Origin of the sequence: Jatrophihabitans sp. (assembly GCA_036399055.1) — a bacterium.
In the GTDB taxonomy this organism is placed as follows: domain Bacteria; phylum Actinomycetota; class Actinomycetes; order Mycobacteriales; family Jatrophihabitantaceae; genus Jatrophihabitans_A.
In genome coordinates this window covers 1-17,625 of sequence record DASWNX010000036.1, presented here as the reverse complement: position 1 = coordinate 17,625, position 17,625 = coordinate 1, and the positions used below count along the sequence as shown (strand labels likewise).

Sequence of the window (17,625 nt, the reverse complement as noted above, 5' to 3'; positions counted from 1 at the left end):
GGCGTGTCTACCATTTGATCGAAAATTCGTCATACGTAGAGTTCTGCCCGTCGATGCGGGCATTGTGACCCTCATGGATTTTGAACCCACCGCTCGATCCGCGTCGCGCACGCTTGCTGCCCTGCCGCTGTCTCATCCCTGCGCGCCGCCGGCAGCCCGGATGCGGGCCTCGGCCGTCGACCTCCTGGCGATCTGGGCCTGGCTCGCCGCGATTGCGGCGTTGTCCCGGATTCCGGCGCTGCGGCGCACCGGTTATGCCGCGCTGTTCCGCCGTCGGGCCACCGCCGACGCCGCGCAGTTCATCACCGGGGTGCTACCGGCGGTGCTCTATCTGGCGGCGGGTGAAGCCGGCGGCGCGCACGCCAGCCGGGGCAAGCGGTCCGCCGGGCTGGTGGTCCTGGGGCCGAACCAGACCTGGCCCGGGCGCCGTCGTGTGCTGGCCCGGACAGCGGTCAAACTGCTGCCCTGGCAACTGGCGCATCTGGCGGTGAATCGCGCTGTGGGAGTCGGGGTGGCCCGGGCGCCGAAGCTGGCGGCCGCCGGGTTCGGGCTGTCGCTGGCCCTGGCGGGGGCATCGGTGGGGCTGGCGATGAGTCGCTCGGACGGCCGAGCGCTGCACGACCTCGTCGCCGGAACGCACGTGGTTCCGGCCGAGGACCGGGCGCGAGCGGGGGAGCCGGCGGCTGACTCAGACGCTGGGGGGATGAGCCCGACCCCGGCTGCGCCGCCTAGCGAGGCGGCGCCGGCAGCAGGTCGGCGCACTGGCGGAACTGCTCGAACTCAGACCTGATCCGGCTCGCCGTCTCACCGGTGGCCGGCGCCGCGATGCCCCGCTCGTCCAGCCTGGCCGGAGCGAAGGACGCGGCGGTGACCTTGCTGCCGGTCAGCGTCAGAGTAAGCACGCCGGTGTCGTCGCGCCCGTCGCCGAAGGAGTACCACCACAGGTAGTTGCCCAGGCCGTAGGCGACGTAGGCGCCGTCCGGACGCCAGCCGGCGCCCTGCAGGCCGTGGGCGTGGGTGCCGACCACGGCGCTGGCGCCCTCGGCGGCCAGCCGGTCCGCCAGCCCCACCTGGTCGGTGTTCGGGCAGTGGACGTACTCGGTGCCCCAGTGCAGGTACACGATCACCGCGTCCGCGCGTGCCTTGGCCGCGCGCACCGCCAGCGGCAGCAGTTCGGAGTAGGCGCTGGCCACGCCAGGACTGGTGCTGGTGGCTGAGAAGTTGGCCAGCGTCTCCTCCCGCACCTGGTGGGCGGCGATGAAGGCCAGCCGCACGCCGTTGATCTCGATATAGTACGGCGCGTAGGCCGCAGTCGCGTTGGCGCCGAGACCGACCACCGGAAAGCGGGTCCGCTTGATGGCGTCCAGGGTCTGGGCCAGGCCGTCGGCGCCGTAGTCGGCGGCGTGGTTGTTGGCCATCGAGACCAGGTCGATGCCAGCGGCGTTGAGCGCCGTGAACGCCGACGGTGGCGCCTGGAAGGTGAAGCTCTTGTTCTCCGGGGCGCCGCCCACCGCTATCGCCGTCTCGAGGTTGACCATGGTCAGATCAGGAGCGGACAGCCCCTTCACGGCCGGGCCGAACACGCTCGCCGGGTTGGCGGCCAACCGGTCAGCGGTGCGCAGTGCGAAGTGCACGTCGCCGGCCAAGCCGATCCGCACGACCCCGCCGGCCGCCGAGCTGGACGCGCTGGCTGAACCGGACTGGCCGGCTGAACCGGACTGGCTGGCTGAACCGGACTGGCCGGCCGAGCCGGATGGAGTCGAGCCGGACTGGCTCGCGCTGACCGAGGCCGAGCCGGGCTGGCTCGCGCTGACCGAAGCCGAGTTCGACGGCGTGGACGAGCCGCTGCACGCGGCCAGTAGCACTAGGCCGGCGGCGCCGGTGAGGGCCAGGGCCATATCGCCTCGGGAGTTCAGGAGCATCGCACTAGCATGCACGGTGCAGTGCGTCGCATCCCTCAACAGGCCCGCCTAACACCTCGACAGCCACCCCTCTGAAGGAGATCAATCCGTGTCCAGCGTCGTGTCGCAGTCCACCGTCCAGGCCGATCGGCCGTCGGTTGCGGTCGCCGCCGGAACGACTCCGCGCGCCGCGCTCGAAGCGGCCGGCGTCGACCTCAACGGGCCCTCCGGAGCGGTGGTGGTGCGCGACTCGCGCGGTGAGCTGCGCGACCTGGACGTGCCCTTCGCCGCCGCCGACGACGTCGAGCCGGTCGCGATCGACTCACCCGACGGGCTGGCGGTGCTGCGGCACTCCACCGCCCACGTGATGGCCCAGGCGGTGCAGCAGCTGTTCCCCGGCACGCTGCTGGGCATCGGGCCGCCGATCGAGAACGGCTTCTACTACGACTTCCTGCCCGACCGGCCGTTCACCCCGGAGGACCTCGGGGCGATCGAGAAGAAGATGACCGAGATCATCAAGGCAGCGCAGCGCTTCTCCCGACGCGAGATCAGCGACTCCCAGGCGCGCGCGGAGCTGGCCGGCGAGAAGTTCAAGCTGGAGTTGATCGGCCTCAAGGGCGGCGCGGCCGGCGACTCGGGCTCGGAGGCCGCAAGTCACACCGGGACCGAGCTGGACGCCGAGGAGATGTCCCAGGTCGGCGGCGGCGCGCTGACGATGTATGACAACCTCGACCGCGACGGCGAGCTGGCCTGGACCGACCTGTGCCGCGGACCGCACCTGCCCACGACCCGGCGGATTCCGGCGTTCAAGCTGATGCGCACCGCCGCGGCGTACTGGCGCGGTGACCAGGACAACGAGCAACTGCAGCGGATCTACGGCACGGCCTGGCCGAGCAAGGACGCCCTCAAGGCCTACCTGGTGCTGCTGGAGGAGGCAGCCAAGCGCGACCACCGCAGGCTCGGCGCCGAGCTCGACCTGTTCAGCTTCCCCGACGAGCTCGGGTCGGGCCTGGCGGTGTTCCACCCCAAGGGCGGCATCCTGCGCCGCGTGATGGAGGACTACGTCCGGCAGCGGCACGCCGAGGAGGGTTTCGAGTTCGTCAGCACCCCGCACATCAGCAAGGAAGGCCTGTTCCACACCTCGGGCCACCTGCCGTACTACGCCGACAGCATGTTCCCGCCGATGGAGCTGGAGAATGCCGCCTACCGGCTCAAGGCGATGAACTGCCCGATGCACAACCTGATCTACCGGGCACGCGGGCGGTCCTACCGCGAGCTGCCGCTGCGGCTGTTCGAGCTGGGCAACGTGTACCGCTTCGAGAAGTCAGGCGTGGTGCACGGGCTGACCCGGGTACGCGGGCTCACCATGGACGACTCGCACAGCTACTGCACTCCTGAGCAGGCGCCGGCCGAGATCAAGCACCTGCTCGACTTCTGCCTCGGCCTGTTCCGCGACTTCGGGCTGGAGGACTTCTACCTGGAGCTGTCCACCCGTGACGACTCCAAGCCGGACAAGTTCATCGGCACCGACGAGCAATGGGAAGCGGCGACGTCGATCCTCAACGTGGTCGCGGCCGAGTCCGGGCTCGACCTCGTCCCCGATCCTGGCGGCGCCGCTTACTACGGGCCCAAGATCTCGGTGCAGGCCAGGGATGCGATCGGCCGCACCTGGCAGATGTCGACCATCCAGTACGACTTCAACCAACCGGCCGGTTTCGGGTTGGAGTACCAGGCCGCCGACGGCACCCGGCATCAGCCGGTGATGATCCACTCGGCGAAGTTCGGCTCGGTGGAGCGATTCATCGGCGTGCTGATCGAGCACTACGCGGGCGCCTTCCCCGCATGGCTGGCGCCCGTGCAGGTCATCGCGATCCCGGTGAGCGACGAGCAGGTCGGCTACCTGCACGGGATCGCGGCGTTGCTCAAGACCCGCGGGATCAGGGTCGAGGTGGATGCCAGCTCCGATCGGATGCAGAAGAAGATCCGGACGGCGCAGCAGGCCAAGACGCCCTTCATGCTGATCGCCGGGGGCAAGGACGCCGAGGACGGCGCGGTGTCGTTCCGGTTCCGAGACGGCGAGCAGCTCAACGGCGTCAAGGTCGAACGGGCGGCGGATCAGATCGCGGCGTTCGTGGCGAGCCGGGCCAACCACTCGCCCTCGCTCGCCGACTTCGCTGTCGCGGAAGCGGACGGCTCGACGGTTGCCGAGCAGCCGTGACGGGTCCGGAGCTGGAGGCCGCGGACAATTACGCCGGCACTCCGGACGCCTTCCAGCGGCTGTGGACGCCGCACCGGATGGTGTACATCGGCGGTGAGGGCAAGCCGGTCTCTGACGCCGCGAAGCACTGCCCGTTCTGCGAGCTGCCGGCCCGCTCAGACGCCGACGCGCTGATCATCAGCCGCGGCGAGTTGGCCTTCGCCGTGCTCAACCTCTACCCCTACAACCCGGGTCACCTGATGGTGGTGCCCTACCGGCACGTCGGTGACTACACCGACCTTACTGCCGCTGAAGCGGCCGAGGTCGCCCTGTTCACCCAACGCGCGATGGCGGCGTTGCGGGCCGCCACCCGTCCGCAGGGCTTCAACATCGGGATGAATCAGGGCGCTGTCGGCGGCGCCGGCATCGCGGCGCACCTGCACCAGCACGTCGTCCCGCGGTGGGGCGGTGACATGAACTTCATGCCGGTGATCGGCCACACCCGAGTGCTTCCCCAGTTGCTGTCCGAGGCCCGCGACCAGTTAGCCGAGCACTGGCCGCGGGCCTGAGGCGTGGCCTGAGGGCGACTGCCGACGAACCCCAGCTCAGCTGGGGTCGGTGCCCGCTCCGGCCGCCGGGTGGGTCGACGGCTCGGCCGAGGGACCCGGGGCGACATGGGTGGAGGTCTCGACCGCCGGCTTGAGAGTGACGTGGGTCGGTGGTTCGGGGGCCGGCTGGCTCCAGAGGTTGGACGACTGGCCGGCGGGTGGGGTGGAGGGCTGGCTGGTGAACGGGTTGGTCGCCGCCACCTTGCTGTTGAGGCGTATCAGGTGGGCCACACCGGCCGCGCCGCCGACGAGCAGCAGCAGCCGCCGCGCGGCCTTGTGCTTCTTGCTGGGCGCCGGCTTCTCCAGCCGCACCGCCGCCATCGCGGCGCCGGCCCGTCCGACTGCCTGAGCCTTCGCGCCGGCCAATGCCCGGCCGCCGCGCCGGCGGGCCTTGCGGGCCTGCTTGCGGCGGGCCGCGGCTTCTGCCTTGGCGCTCTTGCGAGCCTGCCGGCCACGAGCCGCCAGCGCCGCGGCGCCCGCTTCGACGGCAGCGCCGGCGGTTTCCACAGCGCCGCTGACCGCCTCGACGGCGTCAGTGACGACGCCGCTGGCTGCCCCTACGGCTGTGCTGAGCGCCTGCCCCGCGCTGGTGGCCGCGACCTTGGCGTTCTCGGTGACGGCCGTGCCGGCCGACTTGGCACTCAGGGTCACGGCCGTGCCGGCAGACTTGGCGGATCCGGTCACTGACTGCAGAGCGTCAGCGACCTCCGACCGGGTGTCACGTGTGATCACGGAGTAGCTCCATTCGGGTTGAGGAGTCAGGTGGACCGTGCGGGTAGAACTTACCGAAAGACGTCCCAACCGGCCCGGGCGGCCATGATTCCGAGACGCCGCGCCAGCCTGGACGGCACTCGCACGCTCGCGACCACGACTCGCGCGGCTTCACGCCGCGCCCGCCCGGAAGGCGATCGGCGGCGCCTGCCGGGTCGCGCCGCGGTGCTGGGGGAGCTGCCGCCGGGCAGCGAGACCGAGTTGGCCGCCGGGCTGCGCGAGCGCGGCGTCGCCGTGCCGGACGTGATCGGCGCCGTCGACGACGCGACCCGGTCGCCATCTATCAGCGGATCGGCTTCCGAGCGCGGGACGACCGGCTGATCCTGCGGTTCATCGACTCGGTGGCCTAGGCCCGAACCCGCCCACCTCGTCCGAGGCCTGCGGCGTGGATGCGCACGGTGACGCCGTCATCGGCGACAGCGCCACCGTGCGAAGTCTCACTCATGGGACTTCCAGCCCGACGAGACGGCCAGCCCGACGGGACTTCCAGCCATGACTTCCAGCTCGCGTCAGCAGCTGCGCAGGGCTCGTCAGCGGTGGTACCAGGCCGAGCAGCCGTTGTTCTCGGCGCAGACCCGGAACACCTGGATCGACGTCGGGTGACCCTCGGTGTAGCAACCCCCGCTCGGCGCCCAGCCGCTGTAGTAGACAGTCGCTCCCACATAAGCGGCTAGCTGCACCCGCACCCGGTTGCCGTCCACCAGGGTGTCGCAGTATTGGAGCCGGTTGAGGCTGTCCCACCGCGCCTTGCCGCCGTGCACGTAGATCCAACCGGTCTCGCCCAGCGCGGGAGTGGTGTTGGAGAAGGCGAGGACGGCGCTGGCTGCGACGACTGCGGCTCCCTTCACCACGGTGGCCAGGGGTGAGCGCTTCAGAGCATTCTTCATCGGGTCTTCTCCTGGGGTGAGAACGAATGGGCAGCACGGCACACGTGATTCGTCCGGCGCCCATAGTTCCTATCCCCGACGTGGGAGCCAAGCGATGCGCGGACGCTACCGCCTGCGTGCACCCAGCGGAAGGGGTCGCATCGCATCGTCCGATGGCTCACTTAACTTACAGAATAAGGAGAAAACACCAGTTCGAGGTGATGCGCACGGTGTCAGGGCGAATCGATCGAGCAGCGGGGTCAGGGCGTGGAGCAGGGAACCGTGACCACCACGCCCAGCACGGTCTTGACGCACACCGCGGTCGCGGTCGGCGCCGGCAACGTCGGCAGGGGGCTCAGCGTCGGCAACTGCGGCCGCGTCGGCGCCGGTGGGCTGCTGGGCGCGGACGAACCGCCGGGCTGGGCAGGCGCTGAGCTGGTCGGCGCCGGTCGGATCGGGCCTGAGGAGCCCGCCGAGGAGCCCGGAGCTGAGGAACCCGGACCTGAGGAGCCCGGAGCCGAGGAGCCAGGGCTAGGCGACCGGCTTGACGAGCTGGCGGGACCGGCGCCCGGCGAGCCCGCGACCGGCGACCGGCCAGGCGTGGAACCCGCGCCGCGCGAACTGGTCACCGGCCCCGAGCCGGCTCCGATCGGGGCGCCCGGGTTCACCGGGGGCAGCCAACTAGTGTCGACCGGCGGCAGCCCGCCGGCGGTGACGCCCTGGATCGGGGCGTCGACAGCCGTGCCGGCGGCATAGGCGGCCGCGGTGCCCAGCACGAGCGCCAGGTACTCGTCTGAGTGGTTGTAGGCCAGCACCGCGCGGGTGCGCCCGGCCGCCGTCCGAAGGTCACCGCCGGCGGCGCACAGGTACCGGCCCGCGGCCAGGGCGGCGTCGTTGATGTTGAACGGGCTGGTGATCCCGTCGCCGTTGCCGTCGATGCCATAGGCGGCCCAGGTCGACGGGATGAACTGCATCGGCCCGACTGCGCGGTCATACCGGGTGTCGGCGTCCAGCCGGCCGCCGTCGGTGTCGGCGATGTAGTCATAGACGACGCCGTCGAGGGCCAGGCCGATGATGTGGGGCCTCGACTCGCCGCTGGCGTCCAGGCTCGCCCCGCCGTACCTGCCGTGGTTGGACTCGACCCGGCCGATCCCGGCCAGCAGCCACCATTGCAGGCCGCAGCCGGGTTGGGCCGAGGCCAGCCGGGCAGCCGCGAGGCGGTAGGCGTTCAACGCCACCGCGGGAATGCCGTTGGCTGCCAGCCCGCTGATCGCAGCCGGGGTGGCAGCCGCCGGCTGCGCGACATGCCGAGGTCGGGCCGGCAGCAGCTTCGCGCCCTTGGGCGCGCCCAGAGACAGCCGGGCAGGTCCGCTGACCGCCGGCGCCTGGGCGGCTGTGACGGTGGGCTGGGCGCCTTGCCGGGTGGGGGCGCCGGTGGCGTTGGTGACCAGCACGCCCAGCCCGAGCGCGAGGGCCACCGCGGCGGCCAGGCCGGCGCGGGGCAGCCAGGAGGGCAGCGCTGGAGCGGGCACCGGCAGGTGTGGCGCCCGGTGGCGCCCCTGAGGCATGGGCTCACCTTCGGCGGCGGTGCGGTTCTCCGGCTGGGTCATGGTCTGCTTCCTCATGGGCGGCCACGTCATGGCGTCCAACGAAGAACGATTGCCGGGGTTACGCGGCTTCGCCTCGGCTGTGCTCGGATTCGGCTCAGCCGAGCAGCGCGGCGGCCACCGCCGCGGGGGCCGGGTCATGGCGCAGGTAGCCACGGGTGAAGCTGCCTGCCCCGCCGGTCAGCGACCGCAGCACCGCCGGATAGCGCAACAGCTCCACCGCCGGCACCTCTGCCGAGATCACGCTGCGGTTGCCCGGGCGGTCTGAGGTCAGCGGTTCGGTTCCGGTGACCCGAGCCCGCCGCCCGGACAGGTCTGACAGCACCGCTCCGATGTGGTGCTCGGCGACCGTGATCCGGACCGAGTCCACCGGTTCCAGCAGCTGGATCCCGCCCGCCGAGGCCGCGTCCTTGACCGCCAGCGCCCCGGCCATCTGGAACGCGGCGTCGGAGGAGTCCACACTGTGCGCCTTGCCGTCCAGCAGCGTCACCTGCACGTCGACCACTGGCACCCCCGCCTGCACGCCCCGGGCCAGTTGGGCGCGGACGCCCTTCTCGACCGAGCCGATGAACTGGCTGGGCACCGCCCCGCCGACCACCCGGTCGGAAAACCGCACGCCCGAGCCGCGCGGCAGCGGTTCCACCGTCACGTCGCAGACGGCGTACTGGCCGTGGCCGCCGGACTGCTTGACCTGCCGGCCGTGCCCGCGCGCCGACGCGGTGAAGGTCGCCAGCAGCGGCACCCGGACCGGCTCGGTGGCGATGGTGGCGCCGCCGGAGCGCAATCGGGCCAGCGCCACCTCGGCATGCGCCTCGCCCAGACACCACAGCACCAGCTGGCCGGTGCCGGCGTTGCGCTCGATCCGGACGGCCGGGTCCGACGCCGACAGCCGGGTCAGCGCCTTGCCCAGCGCGTCCTCGTCGTTGCGGGTGGCGCCGCGCACGGCGATCGGCAGCAGCGGCTCGGGCAGTTGCCAGGGCAGGATCACCAGCGGCTGGCGCTGCTCGGAGATCGTGTCGCCGGTCTCGGCGCTGGCCAGCCTGGCCACCACGCAGAAGTCGCCGGCGAACGCCGAGTTGATCGGGGCCAGCGTCGGGCCCAGCAGGGTCGCGCCCTTCTCGTCGGCGTCGTGATCGGGATGGCCCCGATCGGCGGCGCCGTGGCCGGAGACGTGCAGCGCGGTGTCGCCGGTGATGGCGCCGGAGAACACCCGGGCCAGTGACACCCGGCCCAGATAGGGATCGACCCAGGTCCGCACCACCTCGGCGGCCAGCGGGCCGGCCGGGTCGCACGACAGCGTGGGACCGGGCGCGCCGATCGGCGTCCAGCAGTCGGGCAGCGGGCGCTCGGTCGGGCTGGGAAAGCCCCGGACGATCAGATCCAGCAGCTCGCTCAGCCCGAAGGCGCCGGACTCGCCGCCCCCGCAGACCGGCACCACCGGGTGAAAGTGCCCGCGGCCCACCGCGGTGTGCAGGTCGGCGGCCAGCACGGCGGGGTCCAGGTCATCACCGGACAGGTAGCGCTCCAGCAGTGACTCGTCCTCGCTCTCGGCGATGATCGCCTCGATCAGAGCCGACCGGTCCTGCTGATGGACCGGGTCGGCAGCCTCCAGCAGCTGGACCAGCCCGCCCGCCAGCGGTCGCGCCGGATCGGCCGGCAGGCACAGCGGCAGCACCGCGTTGCCGTCCACTCCGCCGAAGGCCTGCCGGCAGGCCGCCAGCGTCCGCGCCAGGTCAGCACGCGGGGCGTCCAGCCGGTTGATCACCACCGCGCGCGGGGTCCCCAACGCGGCGCACTCCTCCCACAGCGCCAGAGTGCTCTCATCCAGCTCGTCGGCGGCCGAGACGACGAACAGCGCCGCGTCCGCGCCCCGCAGCCCGGCGCGCAGCTCACCGACGAAGTCCGGCGAGCCGGGGGTGTCGAGCAGGTTGAGCACCACGTCGCGATAGCGCAGCGGGCAGACCGACAGGAAGGCCGAGCGCTGCTGGCTTATCTCGACCGGATCGGCGTCGGAGACGGTGTTGCCCTCGGCCACCGCGCCTGCTCGCGGGATCGCTCCGGCTGTGACCAGCAGATGCTCGGTGAGGGTGGTCTTGCCGACTCCGCTATGGCCGACCAGCGCGACGTTGCGGATCTGCTCGACACTGTCTGCCCTCACCGCGGCGAGCCGGCTCTGGGTCCTGGCCGCTGTCTTGACTGTCATCTTCACAGCCCCTCTTCCGGGCGGCGAAGACTCCGGCCGGGCCTGGGCGGAGTGATCTCTAAGCGCGGCCCTGCTTGCATTTGACACCCGCCGCCGCCGGCCGGGCAAGGCCCGGGACGGCCCGCTCGCGGTGGCGCCGGGCTCTGGCCGGGGCGCCCGTTAGAGTTGAGCGGTGCTGAACCTGCTGCGAGCCCCGATCGGCAAGGCCATCGCGCCACTGGGCCGGTCACTGGCGCAAGCCGGCGTGACCCCCGACATGGTCACGGTGGTCGGCACCATCGGCGTCACCGCGTCGGCGCTGGTCTTCTACCCCCAGGGATATTTCTTCGTCGGCACGCTGTTCGTCTGGGCCTTCGTGATGTTCGACATGGTCGACGGCGCGGTGGCCCGGGCCGGCGGGCGCGGCAGCCGCTTCGGCGCCGTGCTCGACTCCAGTTGCGACCGGGTCGCCGACGCGGCGGTGTTCTCGACGTTGGCCTGGTGGTTCGCCCGGCACGACCAGCCGGCGTTGCTTGCGGCGTCGCTGCTGTGCCTGGTGCTGGGGTCGCTGACCTCCTACATCAAAGCCCGGGCCGAGGGCGCCGGTTTCACCTGCGATGTCGGCATCGCCGAGCGGACCGAGCGGCTGATCATCGTGCTGGTGGGCACCGGCCTGACCGGGTGGCCATTCGGGGTGCCCTACGCCCAGGCGATCGCCCTCTGGGTGCTCGCGGCGGCCTCGGCGGTCACCGTCGGCCAGCGGCTGGCGACCGTGTGGCGGCAGTCCCGGACGCAGCCGGCGTGAAGGCGGCCGGTGGCTGGCTGAGCACCGCCGGCTACGCCGCCGGATGGCGAGTGGTCAGGGCGCTGCCGGCGCCACTGGCCGGCCGGTTGTTCGCCGCGGCCGCGGACCTGGCGGTACGCCGCAACGGGCGGTCGGTGCGGCAACTGCGCAGCAACCTGGCCCGGGTGGCCGGACCTGAGGCAGGCCCGGCGGAGCTGGACCGGCTGGTCCGGGCCGGCATGCGTTCCTATGCCCGCTACTGGTTAGAGACCTTCCGGCTGCCCAGCATGGATGTCGACCGGATCATCGCCGGGGTGCGCACCGACGGGGCGGCCAACGTCGACCAGGCCATGGCCGCCGGTCAGGGCGCGGTCTTCGCGCTGCCGCACAGCGGTAACTGGGACATCGCCGGGCTGTGGCTGGTGCAGCGCGGCTACCCGTTCAGCACGGTGGCCGAACGGCTCAAGCCCGAGTCGCTGTTCGACCGGTTCGTGGCCTACCGGGAGAGCCTGGGAATGCGGGTGCTGCCCCTGACCGGGGGGCCGCGGCCGCCGATGCAGGTGCTGGCCGAGCGGTTGCGGGCCGGTGAGGCGGTGTGCCTGGTCGCTGACCGGGACCTGTCCAGGAACGGGATCGACGTCCAGTTCTTCGGCGAGCCGACCCGGATGCCGGCCGGGCCGGCGCTGCTGGCCGCGACCACCGGCGCGGCGCTGATTCCGGTGCACCTGTACTTCGACGGCGACGGTTGGGGGCAGTGGATCGGCCAGCCGATCGAGCTCGGTGAGGGGTCGCTGCGAACCAGGGTGCACCGTGGCACCCAGGCGCTGGCCAGCGCCTTCGAGTCCCGCATCGCCCGGCGCCCTGAGGACTGGCACATGCTGCAACGGCTCTGGCTCGCCGACCTGGATCAGGCCCGGCTCGTCGCCGGCCGGTCGTGAGGACCGCCGCGGCATGAGGATCGGCATCGTCTGCCCCTACCTGTGGGACATCCCCGGCGGCGTCCAGGCGCACGTGCGGGATCTGGCGGAGACCCTGATCGGGCTGGGTCACCAGGTGTCGGTGCTGGCGCCGGGGGAGGAGGACTCGCCGAGCCTGCCCGGGTACGTGGTGGCGGCCGGCAAGACCGTGCCCATCCCGTACAACGGCTCGGTGGCCCGGCTGCAGTTCGGGCTGGTCTCGGCCACCCGGGTGCGCCGCTGGCTGCGCCAGGGCGAGTTCGACGTGGTGCACGTGCACGAGCCGGCCCCGCCGAGCCTGTCGCTGCTGACGGTGCTGCTCGCTGACGCCCCGCTGGTGGCCACCTTTCACGCCGCTTCCAGCCGCTCCCGGTTCCTGACGATGTTCGACAGCGCGGTGCAGGCCCTGCTGGAGCGCCTGTCGGGACGGATCGCGGTGTCCCAGGCGGCCCGCAAGATGATCATGGAGCACCTCGGGTCGGACGCCGTGGTGATCCCCAACGGGGTGTCGGTGAGCGCCTACGCCCGAGCCCAGCCGCTGCCGGGCTATCCGCGTGACCCGGCGCTGGGCGGTGTCATCGGCTTCATCGGCCGCTACGACGAGCCCCGCAAGGGGATGTCGGTGCTGCTGGCGGCGATGACCGAGCTGGTCAGCCACCGCCCGGGCGTGCGGCTGCTGGTGGCCGGCCGCGGGCAGGATCAGGACTTTCTCGACAAGCTGCCGGACTCGCTGCGCGGTTCGGTGGTGATGCTGGGTATGGTGAGCGAGCAGGACAAGGCGGCGTTGCTGCGCAGCGTGGACGTCTATGTCGCTCCGAACACCGGCGGCGAGAGCTTCGGCATCATCCTGCTGGAGGCGCTTGCCGCCGGCGCGGCGATCGTGGCCAGCGACCTGCCCGCGTTTCGCCGGGTGCTCGACCCCGCCGACCCAGCCGACTCCGATCAGGCCGGAGTGCCCCGGCCTGGCAGCCAGGCTCGGGCCGATTGGCGCTCCGGGGCGTCCTCGCCGCGGCGCCGCGGTGAGGACCGGGCCGATGGCCAGCTCGTGCGAGCCGGGTTGCTGTTTCGCAACCGGGACGCCGACGGGCTGGCTCGGGCACTGGAACGCGCGCTGTCAGACCAGGCGCTGCGCTCCCAGCTTGCCGCCGCCGGCGCCGAGGTGGTCCGGCCCTATGACTGGCAGCTGGTCGCCGCCCAGATCCTGCGGGTGTACGAGATCGCGATCGCCGCGACCGTCCGAACCTGAGCGGCGTAAACCCGCTGTTAGCGAGCCTCCCGGCGCGCTTGGGTCGAAGTTTGTAACCTGGCCCCGTGCTATCGGCGGGCTGGCTGATCGCGGCGGTCCTCGTCGCGATCTTGCTGACTGCCTGGGTCACCCTCACGCTGACCCGGCTGGATCGGTTGCACGCTCGGGTGGACGCGGCGCAGGCGGCGCTGGACGCCCAGCTCGTCCGGCGGGCCGCGGCGCTGCTGCACCTGGCCGAGCGGCCGGACTCCGGCCTGGCGCCCGGGCGGGCGGAGGAGCTGATCGACACGGCTCGGTCGGCCTTGGCGGTGCGGCAATGGCAGGAGTCCGACCGCGGTGTCGTGGAGAACCAGGTCGGGCGCGCCATCGCCGGCTTGCAGCAGGACCGCCCGCGGCTGCCGCTCGAGGCGGTCACCGAACTGGCCGAGGCGGCGACCCGGGTGATGATCGCACGGCGGTTCTTCAACGACGCGGTCCGCGACACTCGTACGCTGCGGGCGCGCAGAATGCCCCGGTTGTTACACCTGGCTGGTCGCCGGGAACTGCCGTTGTTCTTCGACATCGACGACACCAGCATGTTCGCAGAGAGCCCGACGCCCGACCAGCGGCCGGGCGCCACCCCCTGACCCACGACCGGACTCAGGCCCTCAGACCCACCGATCACCGACCGACCACCGACCGATCACCGACCGACCGATCACCGACCGACCGCCTGACCGCCTGACCGCCTGACCGCCTGACTTGTCCCATGACGGCTGAACAACCAGCCTCGACCGCAGGGAGCACCGAAATGATCGCCGGACTGTCCAAGGCTCAAGCCCTGACCGCCGGGGGCGCCGTCGCGGTCCTGGTGATCGGCGGCGCGTCGGCCATGGCGCTGCGCGGCGGTGACAGCGTCGCGCCGGTCAGCTCGGCGCCCGCGTCCAGCTCGGCCTCCGCCACTGCGACGGCGACCGGCACGCCCAGCGCCAAGCCCAGCGCCAAGCCGAGCGCCAAGCCGGCGGCGGCGGTCAACCCGCTGACCGGCGTCGGCAAGCCGCCGGCGGGCCCGATCCTGGCGGTCAAGATCGATGACACCGGCAACGGCCGGCCCGCGGTGGGCCTGGACAAGGCCGACGTGGTCTACATCGAGCAGGTCGAGGGCGGCCTGACCCGGATGATCGCGGTGTTCGGCACCCACAAGCCGGTGGTGGAACCCGTCCGCAGCGTCCGGCCCAACGACGCCGAGCTGCTCAGCCAGTACGGCGCCATCTCACTGGTCGCCTCCGGTGGCTCCGCCGACTCCGTGGCCAGACTGGACGCCTCGCTCGTCGAGGGCGTCATCCTCGACCGCGGGGCCCCGGGCTTCTCCCGCGACGCCAACCGGCCGGCCCCGTACAACGTGCAGTCCAACCTGGCCCAGGTCGCCGCGGCGGTGCGCACCGCTGGTTCTCGTGACGTCGGCTTCAGGTGGGCCAGGACCGACCCCCGGGTGAGGACGGCGCCCGCCACGGCAGGCGTGCGCACCGTGGTCGGCAACACGCCGGTCAGCTTCGACTGGGAGCCGACGATCGGCAAGTACGCCCGGACGATAGGCGGCGGGCACGTCCACACCGCTGACGGAGCTTTGGTGGCCACCCCCAACGTGCTGGTGCAGCTGTGCGAGGTCGAGGTCAACTACGGCAACATCGACACGGCCGGAAATCCCTCGCAGCACACCAAGACGGTCGGATCCGGCCGGGTGGTGCTGTTTCGAGGAGGGCACCGGATCGAGGGCAAGTGGTCGCGGCCCTCAGCCGGCGCGCCGACCAGGTTCACCGACCTGAAGGGCAAGCCGTTGCTGCTGGCGCCCGGCGGCGCCTACGTCGTGCTCGCGGCCAAGGGGGCGCCGGTTTAGGCCGGCCCGGCCCGGCCCGGCCCGGCGCGGGAGCGGCTCCGGCCCGGCCCAAAGGCCGGATGTGGCAAGGAGCGCTCGGTGACCCGGCTCGTGGGGCCGTAGAATGCGGGGCATGACTTCTCAGCACGGCAGCGCCGACAGCAGCACCTCGTCACCGGGCACCCCCTCCGTTGGCACCGCGCGCGTCAAGCGCGGCATGGCAGAGATGCTCAAGGGCGGCGTCATCATGGACGTCGTCACGGCCGAGCAGGCCAAGATCGCCGAAGACTCCGGCGCGGTGGCGGTGATGGCGCTCGAGCGGGTGCCGGCCGACATCCGCGCTCAGGGCGGGGTGTCCCGGATGAGCGACCCCGACATGATCGACTCGATCATCTCGGCGGTCTCGATCCCGGTGATGGCCAAGGCCCGGATCGGGCATTTCGTCGAGGCGCAGGTGCTGCAGGCGCTCGGCGTGGACTACGTCGACGAGTCCGAGGTCCTGACCCCGGCTGACTACGCCAACCACATCGACAAGTGGCGGTTCACGGTTCCCTTCGTCTGCGGCGCCACCAACCTGGGCGAGGCGCTGCGGCGGATCACCGAGGGCGCGGCCATGATCCGGTCCAAGGGTGAGGCCGGCACCGGCGACGTGTCCAACGCCACCACTCACATGCGCAAGATCGGCGGTGAGATCAGGCGGCTGACGTCGTTGTCGCCCGACGAGCTGTTCGTCGCGGCCAAGGAGCTGCAGGCGCCGTACGAGCTGGTCGCCGAGGTCGCCAAGCTGGGCAAGCTGCCGGTGGTGCTGTTCACCGCCGGCGGCATCGCGACGCCGGCCGACGCCGCCATGATGATGCAGCTGGGCGCTGAGGGGGTCTTCGTCGGCTCGGGCATCTTCAAGTCCGGCAATCCGGCCCAGCGCGCCGAGGCGATCGTCAAGGCGACGACCTTCTTCGACGACCCGGACGTGCTGGCCAAGGTCTCGCGGGGGCTGGGCGAGGCCATGGTCGGCATCAACGTCGAGGACATCCCACAGCCGCACCGGCTCGCCGAGCGCGGCTGGTAGAGACCACCAGCGACAAGGATCAGGGAGCAGCGCTCATGTGCCGCAGCATCAAGACGCTTCGTCCGCCCTACACCGAGGACGCCACCTCCGAGGACAGCCGAGCGGCGGCATTGCAGTACGTGCGCAAGGTCGCCGGGATGCGCAGTCCGTCCAAGGCCAACCACGAGGCCTTCGACGCGGCGGTGGCCCAGATCGCGGCGGTCACTGATGAGTTGCTGGCCAGCCTGGTGCTGCCGGCACGCGCCACGGCCAGTCGATAACGAGTGAGCGATTCCGGGCCACTGATCGGCGTACTGGCACTGCAGGGCGACGTCCGCGAGCACCTGGCCGCGCTGCGCGCGGTCGGCGCGCGGGCGCTGCCGGTCCGGCGCCTGTCCGAGCTCGAAGCCGTCGACGGCCTGGTGATACCGGGCGGCGAGTCGACCACGATCGTCAAGCTGGCTCACTCCTTCGAGCTGTTCGAGCCGCTGCACAAGCGGATCGCAGCCGGGATGCCCACCTACGGCTCGTGCGCCGGGATGATCCTGCTGGCTGATCGGATCCTCGACGGCGCCGCTGACCAGGACACCTTCGGCGGCATCGACATGACCGTGCGGCGTAACGCCTTCGGCAGGCAGGTGGAGTCCTTCGAGGAGCCGGTGCCGGTCGAGGGCATCCCGGGCGGCCCGGTGACCGCGGTGTTCATCCGCGCGCCCTGGGTCGAGGACGTCGGCCCGCAGGCGCGCGTCCTCGCTCGCGTGAAGTCCGGACCGGCGGCGGGTAGAGTCGTCGGGATTCGCCAGCAGCACCTGCTGGCCACGTCTTTCCACCCTGAGCTCACCGGTGACGCGCGAGTGCACGGGTACTTTCTGGAGATGGTGCGGGAGGCCGATCAGCCGCCCGCCACGAGCAGGGACGAGCAGTGAGTGAGCATCGCAGGCGCGCTGGCGCCGAGGAGCGGAGCGAACACGCGATGAGCGCTTGCGCGAAGAGTAGAGATGAGTGGGCATGAGCGGCCATTCCAAGTGGGCCACCACCAAGCACAAGAAGGCTGTCGTCGACGCCAAGCGCGGCAAGATGTTCGCCAAGCTGATCAAGAACATCGAGGTCGCCGCCCGTACCGGTGGTGGTGACCCGACCGGCAACCCGACCCTCTTCGACGCGATCCAGAAGGCCCGCAAGACCTCGGTGCCGCTGGACAACATCGAGCGCGCGGTCAAGCGCGGCTCGGGCGCCGAGGCCGGCGGGGCCGACTGGCAGACCATCATGTACGAGGGCTACGGACCCTCCGGCGTGGCCGTGCTCATCGAGTGCCTGACCGACAACCGCAACCGGGCGGCCAGCGAGGTGCGGACCGCGATGACCCGCAACGGCGGCAACATGGCCGATCCGGGCTCGGTGTCCTACCTGTTCAGCCGCAAGGGAGTGGTGATCGTCGCCAAGGACGGCCTCACCGAGGACGACGTGCTCGCCGCGGTGCTGGAGGCCGGCGCCGAGGAGGTCAACGACCTCGGCGACACCTTCGAGGTGGTCAGCGAGCCGAACGACATGGTCGCCGTCCGCACCGCGTTGCAGGACGCCGGGATGGACTACGACTCGGCCGAGTC

18 protein-coding genes are annotated in these 17,625 nt (G+C 71.6%); 13 read left to right on the top strand and 5 right to left on the bottom strand.

Annotated elements, in window-relative coordinates:
• Positions 1-73: 73 nt before the first annotated feature.
• A complete protein-coding gene (locus tag VGB75_16485; GenBank protein ID HEY0168644.1) occupies positions 74-790 on the top strand; it encodes an RDD family protein in 717 nt (238 codons plus the stop codon).
• Here the strand turns inward: VGB75_16485 and VGB75_16480 are convergent.
• Positions 729-1,922, bottom strand: coding sequence for a CapA family protein (locus VGB75_16480; protein ID HEY0168643.1), 1,194 nt, complete (start codon positions 1,920-1,922; stop codon positions 729-731). The two genes, VGB75_16485 and VGB75_16480, sit on opposite strands and share 62 nt — an antisense overlap.
• An 88-nt stretch (positions 1,923-2,010) precedes the next feature.
• On the opposite strand from VGB75_16480, the gene thrS reads away from it, so the two are divergent.
• Both thrS and VGB75_16470 read left to right on the top strand, forming a co-directional pair.
• The gene (thrS, locus tag VGB75_16475) at positions 2,011-4,119 is read left to right on the top strand and encodes a threonine--tRNA ligase (protein ID HEY0168642.1); all 2,109 of its coding nucleotides are present in this window, start codon (positions 2,011-2,013) and stop codon (positions 4,117-4,119) included.
• A complete protein-coding gene (locus tag VGB75_16470) occupies positions 4,116-4,667 on the top strand; it encodes an HIT domain-containing protein (GenBank protein ID HEY0168641.1) in 552 nt (183 codons plus the stop codon). Before thrS ends, VGB75_16470 begins: the two co-directional genes overlap by 4 nt.
• A 36-nt stretch (positions 4,668-4,703) precedes the next feature.
• On the opposite strand, the gene VGB75_16465 is transcribed toward VGB75_16470, so the two are convergent.
• A complete protein-coding gene (locus tag VGB75_16465) occupies positions 4,704-5,438 on the bottom strand; it encodes a hypothetical protein (protein ID HEY0168640.1) in 735 nt (244 codons plus the stop codon).
• A gap of 84 nt (positions 5,439-5,522) precedes the next feature.
• Between VGB75_16465 and VGB75_16460 the strand changes: the two genes are divergently transcribed.
• Positions 5,523-5,798 carry a hypothetical protein gene (locus tag VGB75_16460; GenBank protein HEY0168639.1) on the top strand — a complete coding sequence of 92 codons (276 nt, stop codon included), beginning with the start codon at positions 5,523-5,525 and terminating at the stop codon, positions 5,796-5,798.
• Between the two features lie 209 nt (positions 5,799-6,007).
• On the opposite strand, the gene VGB75_16455 is transcribed toward VGB75_16460, so the two are convergent.
• The 3 genes from VGB75_16455 to VGB75_16445 all read right to left on the bottom strand — a co-directional run bounded on the left by VGB75_16455 (position 6,008) and on the right by VGB75_16445 (position 10,153).
• Positions 6,008-6,364, bottom strand: a complete 357-nt coding sequence (locus VGB75_16455; protein ID HEY0168638.1) for a hypothetical protein — start codon at positions 6,362-6,364, stop codon at positions 6,008-6,010.
• Positions 6,365-6,603: 239 nt separating this feature from the next.
• Complete coding sequence (locus tag VGB75_16450) at positions 6,604-7,953, bottom strand: lytic transglycosylase domain-containing protein (protein ID HEY0168637.1); 1,350 nt, start codon at positions 7,951-7,953, stop codon at positions 6,604-6,606.
• 94 nt (positions 7,954-8,047) lie between these two features.
• Positions 8,048-10,153, bottom strand: a complete 2,106-nt coding sequence (locus tag VGB75_16445; protein ID HEY0168636.1) for an elongation factor G-like protein EF-G2 — start codon at positions 10,151-10,153, stop codon at positions 8,048-8,050.
• 172 nt (positions 10,154-10,325) lie between these two features.
• On the opposite strand from VGB75_16445, the gene VGB75_16440 reads away from it, so the two are divergent.
• The 9 genes from VGB75_16440 to VGB75_16400 all read left to right on the top strand — a co-directional run.
• Entirely contained in the window at positions 10,326-10,937 is a 612-nt protein-coding gene (locus VGB75_16440; GenBank protein ID HEY0168635.1) for a CDP-alcohol phosphatidyltransferase family protein, read from the top strand.
• The gene (locus VGB75_16435) at positions 10,907-11,854 is read left to right on the top strand and encodes a phosphatidylinositol mannoside acyltransferase (protein HEY0168634.1); all 948 of its coding nucleotides are present in this window, start codon (positions 10,907-10,909) and stop codon (positions 11,852-11,854) included. Before VGB75_16440 ends, VGB75_16435 begins: the two co-directional genes overlap by 31 nt.
• 13 nt (positions 11,855-11,867) lie before the next feature.
• The gene (locus VGB75_16430) at positions 11,868-13,118 is read left to right on the top strand and encodes a glycosyltransferase family 4 protein (protein ID HEY0168633.1); all 1,251 of its coding nucleotides are present in this window, start codon (positions 11,868-11,870) and stop codon (positions 13,116-13,118) included.
• 65 nt (positions 13,119-13,183) lie between these two features.
• A complete protein-coding gene (locus tag VGB75_16425; GenBank protein ID HEY0168632.1) occupies positions 13,184-13,744 on the top strand; it encodes an NUDIX hydrolase in 561 nt (186 codons plus the stop codon).
• Between the two features lie 164 nt (positions 13,745-13,908).
• Positions 13,909-14,994 carry a DUF3048 domain-containing protein gene (locus VGB75_16420; protein HEY0168631.1) on the top strand — a complete coding sequence of 362 codons (1,086 nt, stop codon included), beginning with the start codon at positions 13,909-13,911 and terminating at the stop codon, positions 14,992-14,994.
• A 112-nt stretch (positions 14,995-15,106) separates the two neighbouring features.
• A complete protein-coding gene (gene pdxS / locus VGB75_16415; protein HEY0168630.1) occupies positions 15,107-16,039 on the top strand; it encodes a pyridoxal 5'-phosphate synthase lyase subunit PdxS in 933 nt (310 codons plus the stop codon).
• Between the two features lie 35 nt (positions 16,040-16,074).
• On the top strand, positions 16,075-16,299 hold the full coding sequence (locus tag VGB75_16410; protein ID HEY0168629.1) for a DUF2277 domain-containing protein: 225 nt from the start codon (positions 16,075-16,077) through the stop codon (positions 16,297-16,299).
• 3 nt (positions 16,300-16,302) lie between these two features.
• A complete protein-coding gene (gene pdxT / locus VGB75_16405; GenBank protein ID HEY0168628.1) occupies positions 16,303-16,944 on the top strand; it encodes a pyridoxal 5'-phosphate synthase glutaminase subunit PdxT in 642 nt (213 codons plus the stop codon).
• 82 nt (positions 16,945-17,026) lie between these two features.
• A partial coding sequence (locus VGB75_16400) for a YebC/PmpR family DNA-binding transcriptional regulator (protein HEY0168627.1) occupies positions 17,027-17,625 on the top strand: 599 nt, incomplete at its 3' end.

Coding starts and splice junctions, on each gene's coding strand:
- VGB75_16485 (HEY0168644.1), top strand. CDS start 74: ATGGATTTTGAACCCACCGCTCGATCCGCGTCGCGCACGCTTGCTGCC.
- VGB75_16480 (HEY0168643.1), bottom strand. CDS start 1,922: ATGCTCCTGAACTCCCGAGGCGATATGGCCCTGGCCCTCACCGGCGCC.
- VGB75_16460 (HEY0168639.1), top strand. CDS start 5,523: ATGATTCCGAGACGCCGCGCCAGCCTGGACGGCACTCGCACGCTCGCG.
- VGB75_16455 (HEY0168638.1), bottom strand. CDS start 6,364: ATGAAGAATGCTCTGAAGCGCTCACCCCTGGCCACCGTGGTGAAGGGA.
- VGB75_16450 (HEY0168637.1), bottom strand. CDS start 7,953: ATGACCCAGCCGGAGAACCGCACCGCCGCCGAAGGTGAGCCCATGCCT.
- VGB75_16445 (HEY0168636.1), bottom strand. CDS start 10,153: ATGACAGTCAAGACAGCGGCCAGGACCCAGAGCCGGCTCGCCGCGGTG.
- VGB75_16430 (HEY0168633.1), top strand. CDS start 11,868: ATGAGGATCGGCATCGTCTGCCCCTACCTGTGGGACATCCCCGGCGGC.
- VGB75_16420 (HEY0168631.1), top strand. CDS start 13,909: ATGATCGCCGGACTGTCCAAGGCTCAAGCCCTGACCGCCGGGGGCGCC.
- pdxS (HEY0168630.1), top strand. CDS start 15,107: ATGACTTCTCAGCACGGCAGCGCCGACAGCAGCACCTCGTCACCGGGC.
- VGB75_16410 (HEY0168629.1), top strand. CDS start 16,075: ATGTGCCGCAGCATCAAGACGCTTCGTCCGCCCTACACCGAGGACGCC.